The organism is Bradyrhizobium japonicum USDA 6, from assembly GCF_000284375.1.
Classification (GTDB): domain Bacteria; phylum Pseudomonadota; class Alphaproteobacteria; order Rhizobiales; family Xanthobacteraceae; genus Bradyrhizobium; species Bradyrhizobium japonicum.
In genome coordinates this window covers 7,105,817-7,131,225 of the sequence record NC_017249.1, presented here as the reverse complement: position 1 = coordinate 7,131,225, position 25,409 = coordinate 7,105,817, and the positions used below count along the sequence as shown (strand labels likewise).

The following is a 25,409-nucleotide window of genomic DNA, read 5'->3' as shown; positions in this document are numbered from 1 at the left end:
ATCAGCCGTCGCAATGCTAGCCATGATCGTTTCAGGACCGGCGCGAGCCGCAGCCCTCAGCGATGCCGAGGCGACATTCCTTGACCAGCTCGTGACCGCATCCGTCGTGCTGGAGCAGCGATGCGACGGTTACGAGGTCGATGGCGCCGGGGGCGTTCAGCTCGGCGCCCGGCTGCTCGGCAGCCCCGAGGCCGCGATGGCCATGATCGACGCCTATGCCGCCGCCATCAAGGCCCGCGACGGCGAGAGCTACGATCCCGGTAAATTTCGTCCCGAGGTTTCGGACGCGGCCGCCAAGACGTTCAGGCGCGTCCGGACGGATTTGGTCAGGGATCCGAAAAGGGCCTGCGCCGACTATGGCGATGCCGGCGTGGATCGCGGTCTGCTGAGGCGGTACTGAACGTGCATGTGCGGTAGCGCCGATCCGCGCCATCTGCGGACCTTGAGCGGCGGGACGGGTAGAGTTGCATCACATCAAGCCAGCGCTTGGGAGGCGTTGATGGCCATCCTGTATTTCGACGAGGCTGAGGTCGGCAGATTGCGGACGGCGGGCCCGTATCAGGTATCGAAGGACGAGATCATTGAATTTGCCAAGAAGTTCGACCCGCAACCATTTCATGTCGATGAGGAAGCTGCCGCGCGCTCGGTTTTTGCGGGGCTGACGGCATCAAGTGCTCACACCTTCGCGATCCTCATTTCATTGTTGAGCAAGACACAGCCCTTTTCGCTTCGTGTCATGGCCGGGCTCGGTTTTGATGAACTCAGGCTGCCTGCGCCGGTGCGCCCCGGAGACGAGCTTGGTCTGGAGGTGGCAATCCTGGAGAAGCGCGAAACCAAGTCGCATTCCGACAGGGGGATCGTCCGCAACCAGATACATCTCCGTAATCAGAAACGCGAAATCGTGCTGCAATGCATCGGCACAGTCCTCGTCGCGTGCCGGCCGGTTCCGAACTCCTGAGACGTCGAAGCGAAGCTTATTGCCGTGCCTCGCCCCCTGAAATCCGCGCCAGATAATCCGCCTTGCTGAACTGCATGTGATCCACACACAGCTGTGCCAGCGCCCAGCTGTCGCGGCCCTTCAACAGCTCGATCATCAATTCGTGCTGACGGCGCGACTGCGCGAGGCCATCGCGATCGGCGAGGTTCTTGGCGCGCATCGGCAGGGTCAGGTTCATGTAGTCCTGGAGCGAACGCACCAGATAGGGGTTGCCGCAGGCTGCGAACAGCGCGACGTGGAAGGCGTCGTTGGCTTCGTGGATACCGCGCAGGTCGCGGATGTCGGCCTTCGCGCAATAGTCCCGCTGCAAGGCGGAGAGTTCGTCGATCAGGGCTTGCGGCGCGGGCAGGGGGATCATCAGCGCGGCCTGTCGCGTCAGCATCTCGCGGACCTCGTAGATCTGCCGGACTTCCTCGGCCGAGTAGAACCGCACGGTGGCGCCGACGTTCTTCTCGCGGCGGACGATGCCGCGGCGCTCCGCATCCACCAAGGCCTGGCGCACGAAGTGGCGGGAGGTGCCGTAACGCGACATCAGCGCGTCTTCGGTCAGGCGCGCCCCCGGCGGCAGGCGGCCGAAGATGATGTCCTCCTCCAGCCGCGCGACGACGTCGTCCGGGTCGTCGCGCCGGACCGGCATTGCCTCAGCGGTGCGAATGTCGGACATCCCCTCAGCCTCCGGCTTCGGCCGGTCCGTCTTGTGGAGCAGGGACGGGGTAGATTGTCAATAATTCGTGTCACAAGCGGCGTCCCAGGCCAGAAACTGCGACAATATGGACCGATCTTATTGACAATCGGGGGGTAGGCTGTACCACAATGGCAACTAGAGGAGTGGCATGATGACGAGTGGTTTGCGCAAGGGTCTGACGAGCTATGGCGATGCCGGCTTCTCGCTGTTCCTGCGCAAGGCGTTCATCAAGGCCATGGGCTATTCCGACGACGCGCTGGAGCGCCCGATCGTCGGCATCACCAACACCTATAGCGACTACAATCCCTGCCACGGCAACGTCCCGCAGATCATCGAAGCCGCCAAGCGCGGCGTGATGCTGTCGGGCGCGATGCCGTTCGTGTTCCCGACCATCTCGATCGCCGAGAGCTTTGCGCATCCGACCTCGATGTATCTGCGCAACCTGATGGCGATGGACACCGAGGAGATGATCCGGGCCCAGCCGATGGATTCGGTGATCGTGATCGGCGGCTGCGACAAGACCCTCCCCGCGCAAGTCATGGCCGCGATCAGCGCCGATTTGCCGACCGTGGTCATTCCCGTCGGTCCCATGGTCGTCGGCCACCACAAGGGCGAGGTGCTCGGCGCCTGCACCGACTGCCGCCGTCTTTGGGGCAAGTACCGCGCCGGCGAAATGGACGATGCCGAGATCGAGGCGGTCAATGGCCGCCTCGCGCCGTCGGTCGGCACCTGCATGGTGATGGGCACGGCGTCGACCATGGCCTGCATGATCGAAGCCATGGGCCTGTCGCTGCCGATGAGCGCGACGATTCCCGCGCCGCATGCCGAACGCTTTCGCCTCGCCGAAGCGAGCGGCAGGGTTGCCGCCGAGATGGCCAAGACCAAGGGGCCGAAGCCGAGCGAAGTGCTGACGTCGGCCTCGTTCAGGAATGCGCAGGTCGTGCTCCAGGCGATCGGCGGCTCGACCAACGGCCTGATCCATTTGACGGCAATGGCGCACCGCTCGCCCCACCGCCTCGATCTCGAGGTGTTCGACCAGATCGGCCGCGAAGTGCCGGTGCTGGTCGACCTCAAGCCGTCGGGCGAACATTACATGGAGCATTTCCACCACGCCGGCGGCGTGCCAAAATTGCTGGCGCAGCTCGGCGATCTCGTCGATCTCGACGCGAAGACCATCAGCGGCCAGACGCTGCGCGATGTCGTCGCGAATGCGGAGGACGTGCCGGGCCAGGATGCGATCCGTCCGCGCGACAATCCGATCAAGAAGGAAGGCGGCCTTGCCGTCCTGCACGGCAATCTCGCCCCGCGCGGTGCCGTGATCAAGCAATCGGCCGCGAGCACGAAATTGTTGAAGCACACCGGACGCGCGGTGGTGTTCGAATCCGTCGAGGACATGACCTTGCGGGTCGACGATCCCGAGCTCGACGTGAACTCCGACGACGTGCTGGTGCTGCGCAATGCCGGCCCCAAGGGCGCGCCGGGCATGCCCGAGGCGGGCTACCTGCCGATCCCGAAGAAGCTCGCGCGCAGCGGCACCAAGGACATGGTGCGCATTTCCGATGCGCGCATGAGCGGCACCGCGTTCGGCACCATCGTGCTCCACATCACCCCGGAATCCGCCGTCGGCGGGCCGCTGGCGCTGGTGAAGAACGGCGACATGATCAGCCTGGATGTGGCCAAGCGCAGCATCGAGCTGCTGGTCGATGCCGCCGAGCTGGAGCGCCGCAGTGCCGCATTGAAGCCGGCAGCGCCGCGTGAGGAAGCGCGGCGCGGCTACGCCTGGCTGTTCAACGAGACCATCATGCAGGCCGACGAGGGCTGCGACTTCGATTTCATGCAGAGGACCGGGAAGCAGACTGGGAAGGGGTGACGAACCACCCGAACGAGCGCTCAGACCGCACAAGCGGCGGGCGATAAAACAGGGGGAAACGATGATTGCACGATCCATGCGTGGGTTGGTGGCCATGGCCGCCGTACTCTTCGTCACCGGGGCCGGGGCGCAGGAGGTGAAGCATTATCGCTTTGCCTACGATCAGCCGCGCAACACCGGCTATTCCATCGCGGGCGACCTCTTTGCCGACAAGCTCAAGGAATTGAGCAAGGGCACCATGATCATCGACCAGTATCCGGGCGCGCAACTCGGGCAGGAGCCGCAGGTGCTCCAGCTCGTGAAAGCCGGCGACGTCGAGTTCTCGATCATCTCCTCCGCCAATACCGCGACGATCTCGCCGCAAGCCGGCGTCATGTCGCTGCACTATTTGTTCCGCGACGAAAACCACGTGGTCAAAGGCCTCGCCGATCCCCGCGTCTTCGAGGCGCTGAAAGCCATGATCGACGAGACCACGCAGGGCCTGCACGTGATCGCGACCGGCTCGCAGGGTGTGCGCCACATGTACTCCAAGAAGGAGATCCACAATGTCGGCGACATCAAGGGGCTGAAGATCCGCGTCCAGGCGACCGCGACCGAGGACATGATGTTCCCGGCCTATGGCGCCCAGACCGTGCACATGCCGTTCGGCAGCGTCTACACCAGCTTGCAAACCGGCGTCGTCGACGTCGCCGAGAACAGTATCAACGTCTACCTCGTCAACAAGCACTACGAGGTTGCCCCGGTCCTCAACATTACGGAGCACGAAGCCAACAACGCGCTGGTGTTCATCTCCGACAAGCTCTGGCAGAGCCTATCGGCGGAGCAGAAGGGATGGGTACAGGCGGCTGCCAACGAGATCAGCACGAAGGAGCCGCAGAAGGCGTTCGACCTCGAGCGCACCGCGGCCGACAAGCTGAAGAAGATGGGCGTGAAGATCGTCGACAACGTCGACAAGAAGAGTTTTACGGTGATCGCCGATCCCTATCTCGACAAGCTCGCCAAGGATCTCGGCCCGCATGCCGAGAAGATCAAGAATTTGATCCGGTCGGTCAATTAGTTCCAGCGAATTCGCCATGCCCGGGCGGAAGCGCGAAGCGCGCCTTCGCGCCAGATGCCCCGGGCATCCACGTTCTTCCTTCGAGCCCGCACCAGGTGCGTGGATGGCCGGGACAAGCCCGGTCATGACGGAAAGCTGCAGCCGGGAGCAACAATGGCCATCGCCGACAAACTGCTGGTGCAACGGCAACGCCACCTGAAATGGCGCGCGCTCGACTGGCTCGAACTTGCGCTGATGATCCTCTGCGGCGTGCTCTGCTTCGGCTTCTCGCTGTCGGTGACCGCCGACATCATCACCCGCACCATCGGCCATCCCTGGCTGTGGCTCCAGGAGGTGACGTCGACGCTGTTTATCTATGCGATCTTCATCGGAACGGCGGCGGCGACCCGGCGCAATGACCACCTCTATCTCACCGCGATCTCCGAGGCCATGCACGGTACATCGCGGCTGATCGTCGAGGTGATCATCCGCCTCGTCGTGCTCGGCGTCGCCTTCTGCCTGGTCTGGTACGGCTATCAGAACTATCTCCGCGGCTTCGGCAGTTTTCGCCTGCCATCGGGCACCCCGATCGCCTCGCTTTATGCGATCATCCCGCTGTCCGGCGTGCTGATCGGCCTGTTCACCATCGAGCAGCTCGTCAACGGCTTGCGCAACGGCTTTGACCATCGCGAGCCGCCCGAAGAGGACGGAGCGCCCGTCATCACGGACGTGCAGATGAGGGCGCAGCCGTGAGCGCACCAATTGTCCTGGCATTGATGTCGATCTGCTTCCTGTCGTTCGGCTATCTCGGCGTGCCCGTGCCGTTCTCGCTGATGGCCGGCGTGTTCATCGGTGCGATCCTGTCCGACGTCTCGCTCGCCGCGATCATCCAGAAGATCTTCGACGGCGTCGATTCCGAGGCGCTGCTGGCGATCCCGTTTTTCCTGCTGGTCGGCGAACTCATGAGCTCGGCCAATGTGGTGGTGCGAATAGCCAATCTCTCGGTGTCGCTGGTCGGGCATATCAGGGGCGGGCTGTCGCAGGTCGTGGTCGTCTTCAGCATGTTCTTCTCGGAAATGTCCGGCTCGACCACGGCCGACGTCGCGGTGATGAGCCGCGCGCTGGGCGGCCCGATGAAGCGCGAGGGCTATGAGCCCGCCTTCATCGCCGCCATCATCGCTTCTGCCTCGACCATCGCTGCGCTGGTGCCGCCGAGCATCACGGCGGTGGTCTATGGCGCCGTCGGCAACGTCTCGATCGCCGGCCTGTTCATGGCGGGCGTGGTGCCGGGCCTGATGATCGGCTTCGGCCTGATGATCTACTGCTATTTCTTCGGCCCGTCCGGTCTGCGAAAGCCGCGCGCGCCGCTGCGGCAGATCGTGTTCGCGGCCGGCGATGCTGCCCTGCCGCTGATGATCCCTGTGATCCTGCTCGGCGGCATCCTCACCGGCTGGTTCACACCGACGGAAGCCGGCGTCGTCGCCGTCGCCTGGATCGTCATCGTCGTGATCCCCGCGCTCAACCGCGGGCATATCAGGAAGATCCCGTACGATTTCTGTCTCGCCGGCCTGATCTTCTCGCTGCCGCTGATCACCATCGGCGCCGCCAACGCCTTCGGCTGGATGCTCGCCTATCTGCGCGGTGCGACCTATATCGCCGAGTGGATCACCTCGATCGCCGGCAACGATCCGCATCTGATCATGCTGCTGATGGTGCTGCTCTTCACCGTGGTCGGTGACTTCATCGAGCCGGTGCCGACCATCATCATCTTCATGCCGCTGGTCAACGCGCTGACCGAGGCCGGCGACATCAACGCCGTGCACATGGGCGTGGTGCTGATCGCCACGCTCGCCTTCGGCCTGATCACGCCGCCATACGGCCTGGTGCTGCTGATGGCCTCGAAATTTGTCGGCATCAGTTTCGCCAAGGCTTTACGCGCCGCCTTGCCGATCTATGTGGTGTTCCTGGCCACGATCGCGTTTGCGATCTATTTCCCGAGCGTGGTGCTGTGGCTGCCGCAGCACGTGCTGCCGGAGTCGGTCGGGTGCTTCAAATCGCCGGCAGGGACGGGCTACATCTGTCCTAAGTGACGAGCCGCTCGACGCGCCATTGCTTGCCTTCGCGGAGGTAGCGAAACGGCGTGCCGTGGCTGTTCTTGAAATAGCTGCCGCACAGCGAATTCGCCATTCCCTGCATCACCGCGTCGTGGCAGACGAACAGGAAGTCGTCGTCGGGATGACGGTCGAGCCATGCGGAGACGCAAGCCAGCGACCGTTCGGTCATTGCGTCCCAGTTTTCGCCGTCGGCGGGCAGGATCGAGACGAGGCCCGTCGCCGAGTTGACGCCGTGCTTGATCATGAGGTCGCGGACAGGGAGGCCCTCGAAGCTTCCGAAATCGAACTCGCTGATGCCGTCGTCGATCGAGAGCGGCACCGAGATGGCGTCCGCGATGATCTCGGCCGTTCGTGCCGCGCGCACCAGCGGGCTCGCGACGATTCGGCTGATGCCGGTACCGCGCAACATGTCCGCGGCCTCGTGCGCCTGCGCAAGGCCGTCCGCGTTCAGCGGGTTGTCGGTTCGTCCCTGGAACAGCCCCTGCCTATTCCAGTCGGTCGCGCCATGGCGCAGGCCGCAGAACGAGCGCGCCGGTGCCGGCGCGCTCACTTGCCCTTGCTCGTGAATTTATTCACGGCGACGCGGAAATCCTCCGTGTTCATCGCCATGATGATCTTGTGCTCCTCGGCATCGAGCTGCTGCTTCACCGGCGTGGTCGCGGCCTGGTAGACCAGCGACTTGGTGCCGGCGATCGCCGCCGGCGGATTCTGCGCCAGGCGCTCGGCGAGTTTTTGCGTGGCGGCCTTCAGCTCCGCAGCGGGGACGACCTTCGCAACCAGGCCCCATTCATAGGCCTGCTGCGCGGTAAAATTGTCCTCCGACAGGAATATCTGGAGCGCACGTCGCGATCCGACCGTACCGACGATCCCGACCGTCGAGCCGCCGTCCGGCGACACCCCGATCTTGGCATAGGCCGGCGTGAACTTGGCATCCTCCGCGGCGATGCAGAGATCGGTGACGAAGGCGAGGCCCATGCCGGCGCCGGCCGCCGAGCCGTGCACGCTGGACAGCGAGATCTTCGGCATGCGCCGGATGATCTCGATGAAGGCGTGATAATGCTTCAGCAGCTCGCCGACGACCGGCGTGACCGTGCCGGCTTCGGCCGCAGCGCCGATGGTCTGCAGATCGCCGCCGGCCGAGAAGGCGCGGCCTTCTCCTTCGAGCACGACGACCCTGATGTCGTCGGCGCCTTCGAGATAGGTCGCGAGCTGTTCGAGCTTCTGCGCGATTGCAAGGTTGACCGAGTTGAACGCGGCGGGGCGGTTGAGCGTGATGGTTGCGATCGGGCCGTCGATCCGCAGCAGGGCGGGATCATCGGGTTTGGAGACGGGAGCTGGCATCTGGAATATCCCCGGCATGAGGTCGTTGCTGCAACTAAATCGCAGAAGGTCGGGGGTGACAATCCCCGGCCGCCAGTGCCCCGCATGCCGCTCTTGCGCAGGACGGAATGATGGGCTCAAATGGGCCGCCTTCGTTTAGGAACGGACACGAGCGCCGGCTCCTCCTGGGCAAGCCAAGCCAATATCAGCGAGAGAGGAGACGACATGGGTGACGCTCGTGTCTCCGGAAATGGGCTGTTCCAATGACGGGTGGTCCGGTGATCATTGTCGGAGCCGGCCATGGCGGCTACCAGGTCGCGGCATCCCTGCGTCAGGCGGGTTTCTCCGATCGCGTCTGCCTGATCAACGACGAGGCGCATCTGCCCTATCAGCGGCCGCCGCTGTCCAAGGCCTATATCAAGGGCTCGGCCGGTCCGGAGAGCCTGATGTTCCGGCCGGAGAAATTCTACCAGGATCAGAAGATCGAGCTGATCGCGGGCCGCGCGGTGTCGATCGATCGCGCCGGCCACAAGGTGCATCTCGCATCCGGCGAGACGCTGCCTTACGGCCACCTCGTGCTGGCCACGGGCGCGCGCAACCGGCTGCTTGATTTGCCGAATGCGAATTTGCCCGACGTGAAATACTTACGCATCCTCGACGACAGCGAGGCGCTGCGACAGATCATGCCGTCGAAGTCGCGTGTCGTGGTGATCGGCGCCGGCTTCATCGGCCTCGAATTCGCGGCCACCGCGCGGATCAAGGGCCTCGAGGTCGACGTGCTCGAGCTCGCCCCGCGCGTGATGGCGCGCGCGGTGACGGCGGAGGTCTCGGAGTATTTTCAGGCGCGCCATCGCGAGGCCGGCATCCGCATTCACCTCGGTGTGCAGGCAACCTCGATCGAGGCGGAGGGCGGCAAGGTCACCGGCGTTTCCTTGAGCGACGGAAGGCATCTGCCGGCCGACCTCGTCGTGGTCGGTGTCGGCGTGCTGCCGAACATCGAGCTTGCGGCGGAGGCGGGGCTTCCCGTCGCCGCCGGCATCATCGTCGACGCATATCTCTCGACGTCCGATCCTGACATCTCCGCGATCGGCGACTGCGCGCTGTTCGCCAGTCCGCGCTTTGGCGGATCGCAGCGGCTGGAATCGGTGCAGAACGCCACCGATCACGCCCGCTGCCTCGCGGCGCGGCTGACCGGCGACCGCAAGGCCTACGACAGCCATCCCTGGTTCTGGAGCGACCAGGGCGACGACAAGCTCCAGATGGCGGGGCTGACCACCGGCTACGACCGCGTCGTGCTGCGCGGCGATCCCGCGAAGAAAGCGTTCTCGGCGTTCTGCTACAAGGGCGACAGACTGCTCGGCATCGAGTCGGTCAACCGCGCCGGCGACCACATGTTCGGCCGCCGGCTGTTCGGACTGGAGCGCTCGATCACGCCGGAGCAGGCCGCGGATGAAGGCTTCGACCTGAAGAGCGCGCTGGCCTGATCTTCTCCCTCGCCCCGCTTGCGGGGAGAGGGTCGGGGTGAGGGGGACTCTCCACGGGGACGGTGATCGTTCGACTCGTGGAGACTCCCCCTCACCCGGATTGCATCTTCGATGCAATCCGACCTCTCCCCGCAAGCGGGGCGAGGTGAAGAAAGTGCGTCGTGCTACAGAACAGCCGCCACTTCCGCAGCCGTCGGCATCGAGGGACCTGCGCCCATCCGCTGCACGCTGATCGAGGCGGCCGCGTTGGCGAAGGCGAGTGCGGCACGCAGTTGCACTCCGCTCGCAAGCTGCGACGCGAGCGCGCCCACAAAACAATCTCCGGCACCTGTGGTGTCGATCGCCTTCACCGCGCGACCGGGCACCGCGAACTCCTCGCGGCCTGCCAGCGCGAGCACGCCGCGTTTGCCGAGCGTGATGCAGATGGTCTGGTCCGCGCGCGCCTGAAGTTTTCGCGCGACCTCGATGATGCGCGCCGCAGTATCCTCCTCCGCAAGCTCCACGCCCGCGAGGAAGCCGAGCTCGGTCTCGTTCAGCACGAGGATGTCGACGAGCGCCAGCAGCTCGGAGGACATCTTTTGCGCGGGTGCCGGGTTGAGCAGCGTCGTGGCGCCGGCGCTATGGGCGCGTTGGAAGAAGGCGGCAATCGTCGGCAGCGGAATCTCGAACTGGCTGACGGCCACATCGCCCTTCGCCAGCGGAACGTCCGCGACATCGTCGGCGCCGACCAGCGCATTGCTGCCGGGGATGACGACGATGGTGTTGTCGGAGGCCGCGACCGTGATGATCGCGGTGCCGCTATGCGTGTCGGCGTCCCGAACGGAGCCGAGATCGATGCCCTGCGCGCCGAGGAACGTCCGCAACTCAGCGCCGAAGGAATCCTTGCCAAGCCGGCCGATCAGCGTGGTCTTCACGCCGAGTCGCGACGCCGCGACGGCCTGGTTCGCGCCCTTGCCGCCGGGAAAATACAGCACCTGCCGGCCGGCGACGGTCTCACCGACCTTGGGATGGCGATCGGCGGTCGCCACCACATCCATGTTGATGCTGCCGGCGATAAAGACGCGCCCCATGATATGCCCTTACAAAACCCTAGACCCTGACTTCGAACTCGTGCCTGACTTTGGCGATGTCCACAAGGGTCGGCAGCCCGGCCTCGTTGCCGAGGCGCTGGATCTTGAAGGTCGAGGCGGCGCGGGCAAAATCAAAATGCTCGCGCCAGCTTTTGCCGGGATGGGCGAGGTAGGAATAGACATAGGCGCCATGGAAGACGTCGCCGGCGCCGTTGGTGTCGATCACGCGCTCGCGCGGGATCGGCATCGCTGGCATGACCTCGACCGCACCCGTTTCATTGTACCAGAGCAGGCCCTTCTCACCCATGGTGACGCCGCCGATCTTGCAGCCGCGGCTCTTGAGGTAGTCGAGCATCTTCTCCGGCGTCAGGTCCATCTGCTCGCACAGGCGTTCGGCGACGATGGCGACGTCGATGAATGCGAGCAGCTCATGCGTGTTGGTGCGCAGGCCGCCGCCGTCGAGCGATGTCAGGATGCCGGCCTCGCGGCAGACCTTTGCATAATGGATCGCGGCATCGGGCTGATGGCCGTCGATGTGCAGGGCGCGGCAGCCGCCGAGATTGAGCATCGGGAACGGATGGATGTGCTCGTCGTCGCGGCAGCGGACGATGGCGCGCTTGCCGTCCTTGGGCATGATGAAGGACAGCGAGGACTGGTTCACCTTCCGCCCGTGCAGCGAGATCGCGTATTTCGCGCACATGTCCTGGAACATGCGCCCCAGCCAGTCATTGGCCGCCGTGGCGATGAGATCGGGCACGATGCCGAGCTTGGCGCAGCAGAACGCCGCCGTCACCGCGTTGCCGCCGAAGGAGACCGCGTAGTCCGTTGCCACGTGCTTTTCGTCGCCTGTCGGCATGTGGTCGGTGATGAAGACGACGTCGATATAGGTCTGACCGATAAAGAGAGCCTGCATTGGTTGTCCGTGATGCGCTGGGTGGTCCGGCCGGCGGGCTTACTCTAACACCGGTTCCGCTCTGGGGAAGCTGAAATTATTCGCAAATCTGCCGCCCGAGCGCTTGAGGTCGGCATGGGGCCGGAATACGACCATCACCAGTCCATGCCAAGCCCGGACAAACGCCGTCCTTCGGAACATGGTTCCAGGTCGATCAAGGGGGAATGATGATCACCGGCCTCGATCACGTCGTCGCCCTGGTGAGGGATATCGGTGCGGCCAAGGCGGCGTATCAGACGCTGCTCGGGCGCGCGCCGGCCTGGCAGAATTCCGGCGAGGGCGCCGACCGCGTGCTGTTCACGCTTGCGAACATGACGATCGAGCTGATGGCGCCGAGCGGCTTTAACGTTGCGGCAGACCGGATCCGCGCGCTGCTCGACGACCGCGAGGGCGTGCTCGCCAGCCTGTGCTTTCGTGTCGCAGATATGGGCAAGATGCACCGGCGGCTGGAGCGGGTGGCCTTGAGGCCTGATCCGGTCGCCGAGGTCGAAAGCAGCGACGTCGAGAGCGGCGCGGTCCTGCACTGGAAACGCACGCGTGCCGCGACCGAATTGACGCGCGGCGTGCGCATGTTCTTCCTCGAGCTCGCCGAGGAGCGGCCGCTGTCGGCTGCGACCGACATCGCGCCGATCGATGGGCTCGACCACGTCGTGGTCACCACCGAGGATTCCGACCGCGCCGCCGCGCTCTATGGCGCGCGGCTCGGCCTTGATCTCGCACTGGACCGCTCGCACCAGGATTGGGGCCAGCTGATGTTCTTCCGCTGCGGCGACCTCATCGTCGAAGTGGTGCGCCGCCCCGTGGCAGGCGGAGATTCCCTGCATGACCGTCTCTGGGGCCTGAGCTGGCGGGTCGCCGACATCGACGCCACCCGCGCCCGCCTGCTCGCCGCCGGCCTCGACGTCACCGAGGTGCGCAACGGCCGCAAGCCGGGCACGCGGATCATGACGGTGCGAAACGGCACCTGCGGGATCCAGACGGTGCTGCTGGAGCGCTCGCCGAAGCCGGCGGGTTGAAGCTCCGCTCTCTCCACCCGTCATTGCGAGGAGCGAAGCGACGAAGCAATCCAGAGTCTTTCCGCAGAGGCACTCTGGATTGCTTCGCTGCGCTCGCAATGACGGCGGGCGCGTGGTACATGGCATACCGTAAGCACCCAGCGAGCAACCGGTTTGGCGAAGGCAAAGCGAACTCTGAAATGGCAGCGCGATCCCGAGGGGATGCGGCTGCGCATTCTCGAAGCCGCCAAGCAGGAGTTTTCGGCCCACGGCCTTGCCGGAGCGCGTGTCGACCGCATCGCGGCGAAGGCCGGCGCCAACAAGCGCATGCTCTATTATCACGTCGGCAACAAGGACGAGCTCTATCTCGCGGTGCTCGAAGGCGCCTATGACAAGATCCGCAGCGAGGAGCGGGGGCTCGATCTCGAGCATCTCGATCCGCCCGAAGCGATCCGCCGGCTGATCGAGTTCACCTGGAACTACTTCCTGCGCAACCCGGAATTTCTGTCGCTGCTCCAGACCGAGAATCTCGCACGCGCAAAGCACCTCAAGCGCTCGACCAAGGTCAAGTCGATGCACTCGCCCTTCGTCGAGATGATCCGCACCGTGGTGCTGCGCGGCGTCGACAGCGGCGATTTCCAGGTCGCGGTCGATCCGGTGCAGCTCTATATCTCCATCGCGGGGCTCTGCTTCTTCTATCTCTCCAATTCGGCCACTTTGAGCGTGATCTTCGGCCGCGATCTGCTGGCCAAGGACGCCAAGGACGAGCGGCTTTCGCACATGGTCGGCCTCGTGCTGGCCGCGCTGACGGGCCGATCGACCGCGCTGTTCGAGATCGCCAAGGCGCCGAAGTCGCGCAGCGCGGTGGCGCAGACGGTTTAGAGACGCAGACCTCGCACCTTGCTCCGTCATTGCGAGCGCAGCGAAGCAATCCAGAATCTTTCCGCAGCGGCAGTCTGGATTGCTTCGCTGCGCTCGCAATGACGAGGGTGTGGCACTCTCGTGCCCCGGGCGCAGCGCAACGCCCCCTTAGCGGTGCGCTGTAGAGCCGGGGCCGATATATCCGCGGCGAACGGCGCCTCTGGGTCCCTGCTCTGCGCAGCAGCGCAAGGGCGCTGCAGCGCGTCCAGGACACGAGAGGAGGTCAGGAACCGGCACAAAACGTCACAGGGAAAGCTCTGGACAGTATTTATCCAACGAGTTAATTTCTCCTCCGAACGAAGAAGAATGCCGGGAGTGAGACGTGGCTGAAGTCAAGCCGCAGAGTGCGGTGTCCAAGATGCTGAATGCGGCCTGGGTCCGGCCGTTCCTGTTCCTGGTCTTCATCGTCGTCGCCTGGGATCTTGCGATCCGCCTGTTTAAGATCCCCGCCTATCAGATCCCGGCGCCGGGCGATGTTCTCGCCGTGCTGCGCACCGAATGGCCGGAACTGCTGCGCCAGTCCTGGCCGACCACCTATGCGACCGTCTGCGGCTTCCTGCTGTCGGCGCTGTTCGGCATTCCCGTCGCCATGCTGATCGCGGGCTCGAAGACGGTGGAGAGCTATGTCTATCCGTTGCTGGTGTTCTCGCAATCCGTGCCGAAGATCGCGATCGCGCCGCTGTTCGTGGTCTGGTTTGGCTTCGGCATCATTCCCAAAGTGATTTCCGCCTTCCTGCTCGGCTTCTTCCCGGTGGTGGTCTCCGCCGTGCAGGGCTTCAAATCGGTCGATCCTGACATGGTCGATCTCGCCCGCGCCATGCAGGGCAGCCGCTTCCAGGTGTTCCGCGCAGTGAACCTGCCGCATGCGCTGCCGGCGATCTTCTCAGGTCTCAAGGTGTCGGTGACGCTTGCCGTGGTCGGCGCGGTCGTTGGCGAATTCGTCGGCTCCAATTCCGGCATCGGCTACGTCATGCAGCGCTCGATCGGCACCTTCGACCTGCCGACGATGTTCGCGGCGCTGGTGATCCTGGCGCTGCTCGGCGTGATCCTGTTCTGGATCGTGGACCGGATCGAGAAGCTGGTCATTCCCTGGCATGTCAGCCAGCGCGAGGACGTGATTTTCGCCTCTTAACAAGAACTAAGGCAACGAACGGCCATCAACGGCCGACGCAACAAGGGCAAGGGAGAGAAACAATGAAGCGGTGGATAGGAGCTGTCTCGGCTGCGCTGATGGTGTTTGCGGCGATGCCCGCGCAGGCAGCCGACAAAGTCGTGTTGATGCTGAACTGGTACGTCTATGGCGAGCACGCGCCGTTCTATTACGGCAAGGCCAAGGGCATTTATGCCGCCGAAGGCATCGATCTCGAAATCCAGGAAGGCCGCGGATCGGCTGCGACCACGCAGGCCGTCGCCGCCAAGACCGCCGATTTCGGCTATGTCGACGTCCCCACCATGATGCGCGCCGCGATCAAGGGCGCACCTGTCGTCGCGACCGGTGTGCTGCTCCAGACCAGTCCGATGTCCGCCATGGGTTTTGCCGACAAGAACATCAAGAAACCGGAAGACATCAAGGGCAAGACGGTGGCGATCACGCCGGCCGATTCCATGACCCAGATCTGGCCGCTGTTCCTGAAGAAGACCGGCCTGAAGGAGAGCGATTTCCAGACCGTCGCCGGCGACGGCCAGACCAAGCTCAACGCCGTCATCAATGGCCAGGCTGACCTGCTGCTCGGCTACGTCATGGACCAGTCGATGAAGATCAAGGACGCCACCGGCAAGGACGTGTTCCCGATCAAGTTCGCCGACTACGGCATCAACATGGTGTCCTCCGGCATCATCGCCAACTCCGACTATGTGAAGGCGAATGCCGACCTCGTCCGCCGCTTCATGTCGGCGACGACCAAGGCGGTCGAAGCCGCCGAGAAGGAGCCGAAGGCGGCCGCGCAGTCGATCCTCGATGCCAACCCCAAGGGCGGCAAGATCGACACGCTGACGCAGGGCTTTGAGCTGACCATTCCGCTCTACCGGACCGCCGAGACCAAGAGCAAGCGGCCGTTCCAGGTCACCGACCAGAACATGACGGACTCCGTCAACCTGATGGTCGAATATGGCGGACTGGATGCCAAGGCCAAGGAGAACCCGAAGGCCTTCTACACCAACGATTATCTGCCGAAGAGCGGATCGTGAAGCAAGCCGCAGTCGTGAGCGAAACCGTGCAGCAGGCCGCGCATCTGAGACTGGTGAGCGACCGGGCTGCCGGCGATGCGTCGGGCATCAAACTGTCCGGCGTGTCGAAGACCTACCGGACGCGCGACGGCGACGTGCCGTCGCTGCGTCCGCTCGATTTCCACATCAACGACGGCGAGTTCTTCGTCGTGGTCGGCCCTAGCGGCTGCGGCAAGTCCACGCTGCTCAAGCTGATCTCGGGCCTGCTGCCGCCGACATCAGGCGAGGTCCTGGTGGAGGGTGAGAAGGTCACGAAGCCGCACGGCAATGTCGGCATCGTCTTCCAGAACGCGCTGCTGCTGCCCTGGCGCAACATCCTCGCGAACGTGATGCTGCCGATCGACATGAAGCGGCTGCCGCGACAACACTATCTCGATCGCGCCAAGGCGCTGCTGAAGCTGGTCGGCCTCGAAGGTTTCGAGAAGAAGCTGCCCTGGCAGCTCTCGGGCGGCATGCAGCAGCGCGCCTCGATCTGCCGTGCGCTGGTGCACGATCCCAAGATCATGCTGATGGACGAGCCGTTCGGTGCGCTCGACGCGTTGACGCGCGAGCGCATGAATGTCGAGCTGATGCGGATCCAGCGTGAGACCAGGAAGACGGTGCTCCTGATCACGCATTCGATTCCGGAGGCCGTGTTCCTCGCCGACCGCGTGCTGGTCATGACCGAGCGGCCCGGCGCGATCGCGGCGATCTACGACGTGCCGCTGCCGCGTCCGCGCTCGCTCGACGTGATGGCCGATCCTGTCTTCACCGAACTCGTGCAACGCATCCGCAAGCATTTCTTCTCACAGGGTGCACTGGACTGACGATCATGGCGCCGCGCCTGAAGCTGCGAGACATCTCTTTCTTCGAACGTCCCGTGCAGTTCGCGCGGCCGTTCCGCTTCGGCGCGATCACGATCAACGCGACGCCGCAGCTGTTCGTGCGGGTCGAGATCGAGGTCGAGGGCAGGGGCGTTGCGGTGGGCGCCAGCGCCGAGCTGCTGGTGCCAAAATGGTTCGACAAGCGGCCGGAGCTGTCGCCGGCGCAGACGGTCGACGGCCTGCGGCGCTCGCTGGAGATTGCGCGGGGCCTTTATCTCGCGCGAACCGGATTTTTGACGGCGTTCGATCTGCATGCCTCGTGCATCGGTGCCCAGATCGCGACCTGTGCAAAAAAGAACATTCCCGCGCTTGCCGCGGCTTATGGCCCCGCGGAAATCGACAAGGCGATCCTCGATGCGCTGCTCCGCGCCGCCGAGACCAATTTTTTCGATGGGATGGCCGGCAACATTGCCGGCATCGATGCGCGGCTGTCGCCTGACCTGAAGGAAACGGATATCGCGCAGTTTCTCGCGGGCCGAAGGCCGCTGCCGCGCGTTGCCATCAGGCACACCGTGGGCCTCGACGATACCGTCGAAGGTGAGGGCGGTGTGGCCGATGCACGCGAGAACGCCGGTGCCAGTTACTTCAAGCTGAAGCTATCAGGGGATTTCGCGGTTGATGCAGCCCGGTTGACGCGTATTGGCAAGGAGCTCGATACGCTGGGGCGTGACTGCAAGGTGACGCTCGACGCCAACGAGCAGTATGCCGATCTCTCCTCACTGCATGCGCTGACCGACCGGCTCGACCACGATGCAGCGCTACGACCGATCGCGTCGCGGCTGCTCTATGTCGAGCAACCGATGCCGCGCGACATGACCCGGCAGTCGCCGCTCGGCTCGCTCGCGGCGCACGGCTTCATCATCGACGAGGCCGACGATTCCTACGATGCCTTCCCGGCGGCACGCGCGCTCGGCTATTGCGGCATCTCCTCGAAATCCTGCAAGGGCCTCTACAAGTCCATCGTCAATGCGACGCGCGCGGCGAAATGGAGCGCTGGCGGCGCGCGGTTCTTCGTGACCGGTGAGGACCTGACCTGCCAGGCGGGTCTCGCCGTGCAGCAGGATCTCGCGCTCGGTGCCTTCATCGGCGTGACCCATGCCGAGCGCAACGGCCACCACTATGTCGACGGCTTCGGCGAGACGCCCGCGGCTGAAGCGCAGGCCTTCGCGGCCGCGCATCCCGATCTCTACGCCGATGCCGGGCAGGGCGTCCGGCTCTCCATTCACGACGGCGATCTCCTGACGGGATCGCTCACCACAACGGGCTTTGCGACGTCGGTCCATCCGGACTGGTCGGCGCTCGCCCCGCTCGAACAGCCAAAATCACTTCAGGAGCAATTGGCATGACCACCCAACGCCTCGGCCTCATCATGAACGGCGTCACTGGCCGCATGGGGCTCAACCAGCATCTGATCCGCTCGATCGTCGCGATCCGCGATCAGGGCGGCGTTCGGCTGAAGAACGGCGATCGCGTGATGCCCGATCCGATCCTGGTCGGCCGCAGCGCCGACAAGGTCGAAGCCCTCGCCAGGCGCTACAACATCGCGCGCTGGACCACCGACCTCGATGCGGCGCTCGCCGACAAGAACGACACCATGTTCTTCGACGCCGCGACCACGCAGGCGCGGCCCGGCCTTCTGACCCAGGCCATCAATGCCGGCAAGCACGTCTATTGCGAGAAGCCGATCGCGACGAACTTCGAAGAGGCGCTCGAGGTCGTCAAGCTCGCCAACGCCAAGGGCGTCAAGCATGGCACGGTGCAGGACAAGCTGTTCCTGCCCGGCCTGAAGAAGATCGCCTTCCTGCGTGACTCCGGCTTCTTCGGCCGCATCCTGTCGGTGCGCGGTGAATTCGGCTATTGGGTGTTCGAAGGCGGTTGGCAGGAGGCGCAGCGGCCGTCCTGGAACTACCGCGACGAGGACGGCGGCGGCATCATCCTCGACATGGTCTGTCACTGGCGCTACGTGCTCGACAACCTGTTCGGCAACGTCCAGAGCGTGGTCTGCATCGGCAACACCGACATCCCCGAGCGCTTTGACGAGCAGGGCAAGAAGTACAAGGCGACCGCGGACGATTCCGCCTATGCGACCTTCCAGCTCGAGGGCGGCGTCATCGCCCACATCAACATGTCCTGGGTGACGCGCGTCTATCGCGACGACCTCGTCACCTTCCAGGTTGACGGCACACACGGCTCGGCAGTCGCGGGCCTGTCGGATTGCATGATCCAGGCGCGGCAGGCGACGCCCCGGCCGGTGTGGAATCCGGATGAGAAGCGTCTGCACGATTTCTACGGCGACTGGCAGAAGCTGCCTGACAACGTCACCTACGACAACGGCTTCAAGGAGCAGTGGGAGATGTTCATCCGCCACGTCTACGAGGACGCGCCCTACAAGTTCACGCTGCTCGAAGGCGTCAAGGGCGTGCAGCTCGCCGAATGTGCGCTGAAGAGCTGGAAGGAGCGGCGCTGGATCGACGTCGCCCCGATCAAGGCCTGATGTCTGTTAGATAAGTCCCGATGTCTACCAAGCCGTCATTGCGAGCGAAGCGAAGCAATCCAGAATCTTTCCGCAGAGGCAGTCTGGATTGCTTCGTCGCTTCGCTCCTCGCAATGACGGGGAGAGGTTCGAAGCCATGAACAAACCTGTGTTGCCGATGTCGTCATTGTCGCTCAAGTTGCCGAAGGCGGATCGTTCGATCGAGACTTATCGGCTCGCGGCGTCGCGAACGTTCCCCGCTAAACTCGAAGGCACGCTGAATCGCATCGCGTTCTCGGCGGTGCACACGGTTGTCGATCCCTTTGCGGACAATGATCCCTGGCTCTCGGCCGCCGTCGACTGGGACAAGACCATCGCCTTCCGCGAGCACGTCTGGGACCTCGGCCTCGGCGTCGCCGAAGCCATGGACACCGCGCAACGCGGGATGGGGTTGGACTGGCCGACTTCGCTGGAGCTGATCACCCGCTCGGTCGGCGCCGCCAAGCGGCGCAATGCACTGGTGTTCTCCGGCGCGGGCACGGACCATCTCGCTGTCGAGGATGCCAAGAGCCTCGACGACGTCATCCGTGCCTATGAGGAGCAGCTCTCGGCCGTCGAGAAGGTCGGCGGCCGCATCATTTTGATGGCGTCGCGTGCTCTCGCAAAACTCGGCCGCAGCGCCGACGATTACGCCAAGGTCTATAACCGCGTGCTGTCGCAGGTCCGTGAGCCCGTGATCATCCACTGGCTCGGCGATATGTTCGATCCCGCTCTGACCGGATATTGGGGCACCAAGGACCTCGACAAGGCGATGGACGTTGCGGTGGCCATCATCAACAACAATGCGGCCAAGGTTGATGGCGTCAAGGTCTCGCTGCTCGACAAGCAACGCGAGATCGACATGCGCAGGCGCCTGGACAAGCGCATCAAGATGTACACCGGCGACGATTTCAACTACGCGGAGCTGATCGCCGGCGACGACCATGGCTTTTCGCACGCGCTGCTCGGCATCTTCGATGCGATCGCGCCGGCGGCGTCCTACGCGCTGTCGCGGCTCGCGGCAGGCGACGAGGCCGGCTTCCACGACGTGCTGGGGCCGACGGTGCCGCTGTCGCGCCACATCTTCAAGGCGCCGACGCGCTTCTACAAGACCGGCGTCGTCTTCATGGCCTATCTCAACGGCCACCAGGATCATTTCACCATGGTCGGGGGGCAGGAGAGCGCGCGCTCGATGCTGCATCTGGCCGAGCTGTTCCGGCTTGCCGATCGGGCCGGCCTGCTCGCCAATCCTGAAATGGCGACGCGGCGGATGAAGACCGTGCTGGCCTCGCACGGACTGGAAGACTGATGCGCGATTTCTCGTCCGACCATCGCTGGCTGTCGCTCAACACGGCGACGGTCCGCAAGCAGGGTGACCTCGTCGAGATCATCGAGGCCTGTGCAAGGCATGGCATCCGCGCCATCGATCCCTGGCGCGACCAGGTCGCTTCCGTCGGTCTGGATCGCGCCGCGCGCGCGGTGCGCGATGCCGGCCTCGAGCTGTCGGGCTATTGCCGTGGCGGCATGTTCACCTCCGACGCATCGCGCCGGGGCGAGGTGCGCGACGACAACCGGCGTTGTGTCGATGAAGCCAAGGCGCTGGGCGCGCCCTGCATCGTGCTCGTCGTCGGCGGCCTGCCGCAATATTCGCGGCCGGGCAGCGAGGCGTCCAAGGATATCGCGGGCGCGCGCGGTCAGGTCGAGGAGGCGCTCGCCGAGATGCTCGACTACGCCAAACAGGCAAGGCTGCCGCTGGCGATCGAGCCCTTGCATCCGGCCTATGCAGCCGACCGCGCCTGCGTGAACACCACGAAACAGGCGCTCGACATCTGCGATCGGCTCGACCCCGGCCGCAGCGGCATGCTCGGCGTCGCGCTCGACGTCTATCACATCTGGTGGGATCCAGAGCTGATGGCCCAGATCGCGCGCGCCGGTCGAGATCGCCTGCTGGCCTTCCATGTCTGCGACTGGCTGGTGCCGACCAAGGATATCCTCAACGACCGCGGCATGATGGGCGACGGCGTCATCGACATCAAATCGGCGCGCGCCGCGGTCGAGGCACAGGGGTTTGCCGGCTATTCGGAGATCGAGATCTTCTCCAACGATTGGTGGAGCAAGCCGATGGACGAGGTGCTGCGCACGTGCATTACGCGGCACAAGACAGTGGTGTAGCTCCCACGCGCGCTGTCCTCGCGGGCTTGGGACCTATCGCGGCGCGTTGTCGGTTGGCGCAGCGACATGTCCGGATTCCGGCGCGAACCAGAAGTCGCCGGCTGAGGGGCAAACCGACGCGATTGACCCTGAGCGGACCTTAGGACGCAGGTTTGCGTCGTCTTCGTTTGCAGGTTTGCGCTATACTTGGCGAGCGTCAGTTATTTCGCTCTGGGGGCGTCCAAGCAAATGGGATTATGCCATGCCGAAGCGCTCTTCCATAGGCAAGCGTCGAAGCAAAGTCTTACCCACCTTAGGGCTTGTCGGCATGTCTCTCTCGATGGCAAGCGGTGCGTGCGCCTCAACCAGCGAAGTTCCGGCGAATACACCACCGCCCTCGCCGAAGCACGAAATCTTTCTTGGTGAGGAGGAAATCTCCGACGTCAGTTTGGCGACGTTCTATGTCTTCGACAGGGAAGATGCTGGACCACCACCGCTCTTCCAGAAACTAAGGCTGGCCGCCGGATGCGGTGCCGGCTGTGGCTGCAGCTTCGGCTGTGCCTACTGGCCGCAACCTCCGCAACCCCCGAAGGCAACGCAGCCGACACAGCATCGAAAGAAGAAGCCTCCGCACCGCACGAACTAAACGGCGTCCGACACAGCAGCCTCAGTAGGGCTTACCCCGAGCCGAAGAAGCTCGAAATTCCCCGCAGGTCGCTGTCAGGGGTAGACCGGACCTCTCTCGCGCGGGCCTCTACCGCCGCTATTGACCCAGAGCGGACTTTCGAGGCTCGGGATCTGCTTGATCCATGTCAAGGTCGCAGGGCGCATCTATGTCAAGGTCGCAGCGCGCGCCTGCCAGCTACGCTCAAGACACAACAGGAGGCTGCGATGACTGAAGAGATCAAGTCGGAAGTGATTTCGCGTCGAAGGGTTTTTTCCCTGCTCGGGCTCGCTGCGTCGAGCTTAGTGGTGGCGACGATTCCGGTCTCGCCGCAGGTGACACCGCACGGCGTGGAGTTAAGCGTTGATCAAGCGCAGGCCTACACGTACCGGCGCGCCCGCGTGACTACGCGTCGTGTGTCCCGTCGCGCGTATCGCCGTGGTTATTATTATTAGCAGAGCGCGATGGGCAACGGTGATGGCGCTGGCAGAGTGAGCCGGAAACCGGTTCAACGCCGTCACCGCTATCGACCCGATTCACCGCTTCAACCAGGTACGAATGGGCGATCAGCCCTAAGACCGCCAGAGCGCTCGGCCTCGAAGTGCCGACCTCTCTGCTCTGACGAGGTGATCGAATAATCGCCGCCGATGTCTGCTATTGGCCCATCTCGGACCTTCGCCCCTTCACCGCATTGGGCCGCTCTCGGCCGAATACCGGACTTGCGGCTAACGAAACGAGAAGCACGAAGCAGCCTACCGCAGCGGTGCTGTGCCCTTTGGATTTGGTTGGAATTCAGTCCGTGCGACGCACCTAACAGCGAGCCGGTTGGAGTACCACCAACGAGAGGTGGACAGCCGTCAGCTTTCAGGCAGAATGATATCATCCCGATGCCGCAGCCTCGCCACGGTCTGCGCCAGATCGGATGCGGTAATCAGTGGCATCAACGATCGGCAGGCACGGCGGATGTACCCACGCCTGATGATCTTGGATGGCCCCGGCGTGCAATCGTCGGGGCCATTGTTGTGATCGGCATGCCGCAGGCCCCCGGCGTGATCCGGCCCGGCCCCGTTCTATTGCGGCGATAAGGAAAGACCGCCCGAAAGAGGTCTTTCAGTCCAATGTGCCGGGCCAAAATAGTTTCGGGATCAAACCTTGTCCGGCCCGGTCTGATCGCCAGCTAACCACTATCCTGGGAAGGCCGCTGACAATTAAGATTTCAGTCCTAGAATGGATGCATCTGCGACTTAGGAACCCGTCGTCCGACGCGAGCCTTGTTGGGTGCCTGCGTACAGCGCCGGCCGAAGGGGCTGCGTCGGTGAAAAGTCAGACGATTGCGCTATCATCGATTGACCGTCAAACACCGGACTATCACTCTTCAATTCAATCTGCGAAATTGTGACGACATAAATGCGCTTGTAAACAAGCTGGCGCGAAGGGAGGTTCGCAGTGGAGGCAGTGGAGAGAGTGCAGCGCTTGCGTGCGATGGGTTCGCTGTGCCGCCAACAGGCCGCTTACAACAGCATGAACAAATGGAAGCTGCTCGCAGAAGCAGAATACTGGGACCACCTGGCTGATCTTGAGTTGTCTGCCTACTCCCAGCAATGCAACGCCATTGGCGCGGATGAGAAAGTGCGGCCTCAAGCGATCCCAACCGCGAATGACGCCGGACCGAAGACGATTTCCGTCGCGTGAGGTCGAGACGAGGCGGTTGTTTGCATTCCGTGCCGCCGCACTTTTCACGGAGAGAAGCGGCCCGGACGCGGATGCTCTCGTCGAATTGCGAAACAGGGCGATGATGGTACCCCGCGTCGTTCGGCCGCTGCTCAAATTGCAGCGAAAGAATGCGACGCTGCCGTCACGGGCCTGCGAGCTGTTGCAGCGTGTTGAAGCGCGCCTTCTGCTCGCTACTCAGCGTGGCATAGAACTCGTCCAGGGCGGGCTCGACCAGCTTGGCGGCCTGAAGCATGGCCTCGAGCCGGTGCTGCATCGCCTCCAGCCGTCCGACCGGCGTCAGCGGCACATCGTTCGGACAGGCTGCCTGTAGGCCCTCAACACCCTTCGCCGTCGCTTCGCCGAGACGGTCGAGCGCCTCCTTCTGCTTGCCCGCGGGATGGAGCACAGCTTCGATCCTTTGGATCGGCAACTGGGTCAGGCCGGACTTCGGATCGCCGCAGCCTTCGGCACTGCCTTCCTGGGCACCGGCTTCCTGCTGCCGAGGAGAGCGGTCGCCGATGTTGGGGCCGAGCGCGTTGAAGCGGGCCTGCTGCTCGTCACTGAGCGAGTTGTAGAAAGTCTCCAGTGCCGGTCGCACGATCTTGACAGCATCCAGTGTCGCGCTGACGCGGTTCATCATCGCCCGCAAGCGGCCAGGCGGGGTCAGTGCATAAGTATCAGCGCAGGAGTCCTTGAACACACCTGCAGCGTTGGCCGCCGCGGTCTTCAACGCGTCGAGCAGCGCACGTTGCTCGGGCGTCGGCCGCACCGCGCTCGTGATATCGTCGAGCGGCCAAGCCGTGACGCCCTTGTCCGGCGTGCCGCACAATTGCTGCAGCGTTTGCGGGCTCACGCTGGCGCGCTGGCGCGCGCGGGTGCCGCCACCGGCTTGCGGATAGTCATACGGGTTGGTGCTGGCATAAGCGGAATAGGGGCTGTCACCACCCCAGAACACGGTGTCGACGAAGTCGTCATACGCGTACGCCCAATAGCCGGGTTCGTAAGCATAGGACCAGAACGTGTAGTCAAAAATGTCGGAATAGGCGTAGGGCCAGAACACGGGCCCAAGCCATGCCACGAACACCGCGTGATGGCGGTGTCGCCAGGCCTGCCGGGGAGCCCAGCCGCTGTGGCGGGCGACGAGGGCCGCCTGGGTTTGCGCAAGAGGCCGCTCGCGGAAGTGCGCGCCAAACCGCCCGCGCGCGGCGCCAGCCGCTGCAACTGTTGCAGCGGGGGCCTGCAGTCCGAGCCTCTGCTGGCGCGCCAGATCGCTTTGCTGCGCGCGTTGCTCGCGGTCGAGCAAGCGGTTCTGCGTCTGGAGTATCCGTTGCTGCTCGCGCTGCGCGCGTGCGCCCTCCGGTTTTTGCGACTGCAATGTCTGCACACGCTGCTGCAGGCGATCGATGCGGGTCTGGCGCTCCGCGGTCTGGCGCGACAGCATCTCGCGCTGTCGCTGCTCGACGTGCTGCTCACGCTGTTGCACGCGCTGCTCGCGCTCCAGCAGCCTATTCTGCGACTGCAGCAACCGCTGCTGCTCGCGTTGCGCTCTTGCGCCTTCCGGCTTTTGCGACTGCAATGTCTGCACACGCTGCTGCAAGTGGTCGATGCGGCCCTGGCGTTCCGAGGCTTGGCGCGACAGCGTCTCGCGCGGCTGTTCCGGCCGAACGCTCGCGGCCGACGGTGCGCTTGGGCGCGAGGGGGCGGCGATCTGCGGCGTCGGCTGCGGTGCCATCGCCGGGCGTTGCGGAGCTGCCGGCGCGCGGTGGAATTCAGGTCGCGGTGCCGCCACGTGCGGGGCAGCTCGCGGTGGCGGTGCTGCGAAGTGCGGGACCGGGC

The 25,409-nt window shown here is 64.2% G+C and carries 25 protein-coding genes; 19 read left to right on the top strand and 6 right to left on the bottom strand.

Going from position 1 to position 25,409, the window contains the following annotated elements; all coding sequences use genetic code 11:
- The first annotated feature begins 22 nt into the window (after positions 1–22).
- Together BJ6T_RS33410 and BJ6T_RS33405 are read left to right on the top strand one after the other, a co-directional pair.
- Positions 23–400 (top strand): hypothetical protein, encoded by a 378-nt coding sequence (locus BJ6T_RS33410; protein ID WP_225894998.1) that lies wholly within the window; start codon positions 23–25, stop codon positions 398–400.
- Positions 401–499: 99 nt separating this feature from the next.
- On the top strand, positions 500–958 hold the full coding sequence (locus BJ6T_RS33405) for a MaoC/PaaZ C-terminal domain-containing protein (RefSeq protein WP_014496994.1): 459 nt from the start codon (positions 500–502) through the stop codon (positions 956–958).
- 16 nt (positions 959–974) lie between these two features.
- On the opposite strand, the gene BJ6T_RS33400 is transcribed toward BJ6T_RS33405, so the two are convergent.
- Entirely contained in the window at positions 975–1,661 is a 687-nt protein-coding gene (locus BJ6T_RS33400) for a GntR family transcriptional regulator (protein ID WP_014496993.1), read from the bottom strand.
- Positions 1,662–1,833: 172 nt separating this feature from the next.
- On the opposite strand from BJ6T_RS33400, the gene BJ6T_RS33395 reads away from it, so the two are divergent.
- The 4 genes from BJ6T_RS33395 (at position 1,834) to BJ6T_RS33380 (ending at position 6,678) form a co-directional block, all read left to right on the top strand.
- A complete protein-coding gene (locus BJ6T_RS33395; RefSeq protein ID WP_039229569.1) occupies positions 1,834–3,552 on the top strand; it encodes an IlvD/Edd family dehydratase in 1,719 nt (572 codons plus the stop codon).
- 61 nt (positions 3,553–3,613) lie between these two features.
- Positions 3,614–4,609, top strand: a complete 996-nt coding sequence (locus BJ6T_RS33390; protein ID WP_028169757.1) for a TRAP transporter substrate-binding protein — start codon at positions 3,614–3,616, stop codon at positions 4,607–4,609.
- Positions 4,610–4,762: 153 nt separating this feature from the next.
- Complete coding sequence (locus BJ6T_RS33385) at positions 4,763–5,341, top strand: TRAP transporter small permease (RefSeq protein ID WP_014496990.1); 579 nt, start codon at positions 4,763–4,765, stop codon at positions 5,339–5,341.
- The gene (locus BJ6T_RS33380) at positions 5,338–6,678 is read left to right on the top strand and encodes a TRAP transporter large permease (RefSeq protein WP_014496989.1); all 1,341 of its coding nucleotides are present in this window, start codon (positions 5,338–5,340) and stop codon (positions 6,676–6,678) included. Before BJ6T_RS33385 ends, BJ6T_RS33380 begins: the two co-directional genes overlap by 4 nt.
- Here the strand turns inward: BJ6T_RS33380 and BJ6T_RS33375 are convergent.
- Positions 6,671–7,252, bottom strand: coding sequence for a histidine phosphatase family protein (locus BJ6T_RS33375; RefSeq protein WP_014496988.1), 582 nt, complete (start codon positions 7,250–7,252; stop codon positions 6,671–6,673). The genes BJ6T_RS33380 and BJ6T_RS33375 overlap by 8 nt on opposite strands.
- Positions 7,249–8,043 (bottom strand): enoyl-CoA hydratase/isomerase family protein, encoded by a 795-nt coding sequence (locus BJ6T_RS33370; protein WP_014496987.1) that lies wholly within the window; start codon positions 8,041–8,043, stop codon positions 7,249–7,251. The genes BJ6T_RS33375 and BJ6T_RS33370 overlap by 4 nt, the downstream gene beginning before the upstream one ends.
- A gap of 242 nt (positions 8,044–8,285) precedes the next feature.
- On the opposite strand from BJ6T_RS33370, the gene BJ6T_RS33365 reads away from it, so the two are divergent.
- On the top strand, positions 8,286–9,506 hold the full coding sequence (locus BJ6T_RS33365; protein WP_014496986.1) for an NAD(P)/FAD-dependent oxidoreductase: 1,221 nt from the start codon (positions 8,286–8,288) through the stop codon (positions 9,504–9,506).
- 164 nt (positions 9,507–9,670) lie between these two features.
- On the opposite strand, the gene rbsK is transcribed toward BJ6T_RS33365, so the two are convergent.
- Positions 9,671–10,576, bottom strand: coding sequence for a ribokinase (gene rbsK, locus BJ6T_RS33360; protein WP_014496985.1), 906 nt, complete (start codon positions 10,574–10,576; stop codon positions 9,671–9,673).
- A gap of 19 nt (positions 10,577–10,595) precedes the next feature.
- Positions 10,596–11,489: a sugar kinase gene (locus BJ6T_RS33355; protein WP_014496984.1), complete on the bottom strand. Its 894-nt coding sequence runs from the start codon at positions 11,487–11,489 to the stop codon at positions 10,596–10,598.
- A 206-nt stretch (positions 11,490–11,695) separates the two neighbouring features.
- Between BJ6T_RS33355 and BJ6T_RS33350 the strand changes: the two genes are divergently transcribed.
- The 12 genes from BJ6T_RS33350 to BJ6T_RS33305 all read left to right on the top strand — a co-directional run bounded on the left by BJ6T_RS33350 (position 11,696) and on the right by BJ6T_RS33305 (position 23,552).
- On the top strand, positions 11,696–12,544 hold the full coding sequence (locus BJ6T_RS33350) for a VOC family protein (protein ID WP_028169756.1): 849 nt from the start codon (positions 11,696–11,698) through the stop codon (positions 12,542–12,544).
- A 153-nt stretch (positions 12,545–12,697) separates the two neighbouring features.
- Positions 12,698–13,405, top strand: coding sequence for a TetR/AcrR family transcriptional regulator (locus BJ6T_RS33345; RefSeq protein ID WP_014496982.1), 708 nt, complete (start codon positions 12,698–12,700; stop codon positions 13,403–13,405).
- A 361-nt stretch (positions 13,406–13,766) separates the two neighbouring features.
- Entirely contained in the window at positions 13,767–14,576 is an 810-nt protein-coding gene (locus BJ6T_RS33340) for an ABC transporter permease (protein ID WP_014496981.1), read from the top strand.
- Between the two features lie 62 nt (positions 14,577–14,638).
- Positions 14,639–15,631: an ABC transporter substrate-binding protein gene (locus BJ6T_RS33335; protein ID WP_014496980.1), complete on the top strand. Its 993-nt coding sequence runs from the start codon at positions 14,639–14,641 to the stop codon at positions 15,629–15,631.
- Positions 15,628–16,476, top strand: a complete 849-nt coding sequence (locus BJ6T_RS33330) for an ABC transporter ATP-binding protein (protein WP_014496979.1) — start codon at positions 15,628–15,630, stop codon at positions 16,474–16,476. The genes BJ6T_RS33335 and BJ6T_RS33330 overlap by 4 nt, the downstream gene beginning before the upstream one ends.
- Before the next feature lie 5 nt (positions 16,477–16,481).
- Positions 16,482–17,879, top strand: coding sequence for an enolase-like domain-containing protein (locus BJ6T_RS33325; protein WP_014496978.1), 1,398 nt, complete (start codon positions 16,482–16,484; stop codon positions 17,877–17,879).
- The gene (locus BJ6T_RS33320) at positions 17,876–19,027 is read left to right on the top strand and encodes a Gfo/Idh/MocA family protein (RefSeq protein ID WP_014496977.1); all 1,152 of its coding nucleotides are present in this window, start codon (positions 17,876–17,878) and stop codon (positions 19,025–19,027) included. The genes BJ6T_RS33325 and BJ6T_RS33320 overlap by 4 nt, the downstream gene beginning before the upstream one ends.
- 136 nt (positions 19,028–19,163) lie before the next feature.
- Complete coding sequence (locus BJ6T_RS33315) at positions 19,164–20,354, top strand: dihydrodipicolinate synthase family protein (protein WP_014496976.1); 1,191 nt, start codon at positions 19,164–19,166, stop codon at positions 20,352–20,354.
- Positions 20,354–21,217, top strand: a complete 864-nt coding sequence (locus tag BJ6T_RS33310) for a sugar phosphate isomerase/epimerase family protein (protein ID WP_014496975.1) — start codon at positions 20,354–20,356, stop codon at positions 21,215–21,217. Before BJ6T_RS33315 ends, BJ6T_RS33310 begins: the two co-directional genes overlap by 1 nt.
- A gap of 241 nt (positions 21,218–21,458) precedes the next feature.
- Positions 21,459–21,842, top strand: a complete 384-nt coding sequence (locus BJ6T_RS46110) for a hypothetical protein (RefSeq protein ID WP_100213721.1) — start codon at positions 21,459–21,461, stop codon at positions 21,840–21,842.
- Between the two features lie 245 nt (positions 21,843–22,087).
- Positions 22,088–22,315, top strand: a complete 228-nt coding sequence (locus BJ6T_RS46105) for a hypothetical protein (protein ID WP_014496974.1) — start codon at positions 22,088–22,090, stop codon at positions 22,313–22,315.
- Positions 22,316–23,306: 991 nt separating this feature from the next.
- Positions 23,307–23,552 carry a hypothetical protein gene (locus BJ6T_RS33305; RefSeq protein ID WP_014496972.1) on the top strand — a complete coding sequence of 82 codons (246 nt, stop codon included), beginning with the start codon at positions 23,307–23,309 and terminating at the stop codon, positions 23,550–23,552.
- Between the two features lie 163 nt (positions 23,553–23,715).
- On the opposite strand, the gene BJ6T_RS47585 is transcribed toward BJ6T_RS33305, so the two are convergent.
- Positions 23,716–25,305, bottom strand: a complete 1,590-nt coding sequence (locus tag BJ6T_RS47585) for a Spy/CpxP family protein refolding chaperone (protein WP_014496971.1) — start codon at positions 25,303–25,305, stop codon at positions 23,716–23,718.
- Positions 25,306–25,409 lie beyond the last annotated feature (104 nt).

Coding starts and splice junctions, on each gene's coding strand:
- BJ6T_RS33335 (WP_014496980.1), top strand. CDS start 14,639: ATGAAGCGGTGGATAGGAGCTGTCTCGGCTGCGCTGATGGTGTTTGCG.
- BJ6T_RS33310 (WP_014496975.1), top strand. CDS start 20,354: ATGCGCGATTTCTCGTCCGACCATCGCTGGCTGTCGCTCAACACGGCG.
- BJ6T_RS33390 (WP_028169757.1), top strand. CDS start 3,614: ATGATTGCACGATCCATGCGTGGGTTGGTGGCCATGGCCGCCGTACTC.
- BJ6T_RS33370 (WP_014496987.1), bottom strand. CDS start 8,043: ATGCCAGCTCCCGTCTCCAAACCCGATGATCCCGCCCTGCTGCGGATC.
- BJ6T_RS33365 (WP_014496986.1), top strand. CDS start 8,286: ATGACGGGTGGTCCGGTGATCATTGTCGGAGCCGGCCATGGCGGCTAC.
- BJ6T_RS33315 (WP_014496976.1), top strand. CDS start 19,164: ATGAACAAACCTGTGTTGCCGATGTCGTCATTGTCGCTCAAGTTGCCG.
- BJ6T_RS46110 (WP_100213721.1), top strand. CDS start 21,459: ATGCCGAAGCGCTCTTCCATAGGCAAGCGTCGAAGCAAAGTCTTACCC.
- BJ6T_RS33325 (WP_014496978.1), top strand. CDS start 16,482: ATGGCGCCGCGCCTGAAGCTGCGAGACATCTCTTTCTTCGAACGTCCC.
- rbsK (WP_014496985.1), bottom strand. CDS start 10,576: ATGGGGCGCGTCTTTATCGCCGGCAGCATCAACATGGATGTGGTGGCG.
- BJ6T_RS33355 (WP_014496984.1), bottom strand. CDS start 11,489: ATGCAGGCTCTCTTTATCGGTCAGACCTATATCGACGTCGTCTTCATC.
- BJ6T_RS46105 (WP_014496974.1), top strand. CDS start 22,088: ATGACTGAAGAGATCAAGTCGGAAGTGATTTCGCGTCGAAGGGTTTTT.
- BJ6T_RS33320 (WP_014496977.1), top strand. CDS start 17,876: ATGACCACCCAACGCCTCGGCCTCATCATGAACGGCGTCACTGGCCGC.
- BJ6T_RS33410 (WP_225894998.1), top strand. CDS start 23: ATGATCGTTTCAGGACCGGCGCGAGCCGCAGCCCTCAGCGATGCCGAG.
- BJ6T_RS33405 (WP_014496994.1), top strand. CDS start 500: ATGGCCATCCTGTATTTCGACGAGGCTGAGGTCGGCAGATTGCGGACG.
- BJ6T_RS47585 (WP_014496971.1), bottom strand. CDS start 25,305: ATGGCACCGCAGCCGACGCCGCAGATCGCCGCCCCCTCGCGCCCAAGC.
- BJ6T_RS33385 (WP_014496990.1), top strand. CDS start 4,763: ATGGCCATCGCCGACAAACTGCTGGTGCAACGGCAACGCCACCTGAAA.
- BJ6T_RS33400 (WP_014496993.1), bottom strand. CDS start 1,661: ATGTCCGACATTCGCACCGCTGAGGCAATGCCGGTCCGGCGCGACGAC.
- BJ6T_RS33395 (WP_039229569.1), top strand. CDS start 1,834: ATGACGAGTGGTTTGCGCAAGGGTCTGACGAGCTATGGCGATGCCGGC.
- BJ6T_RS33350 (WP_028169756.1), top strand. CDS start 11,696: ATGATCACCGGCCTCGATCACGTCGTCGCCCTGGTGAGGGATATCGGT.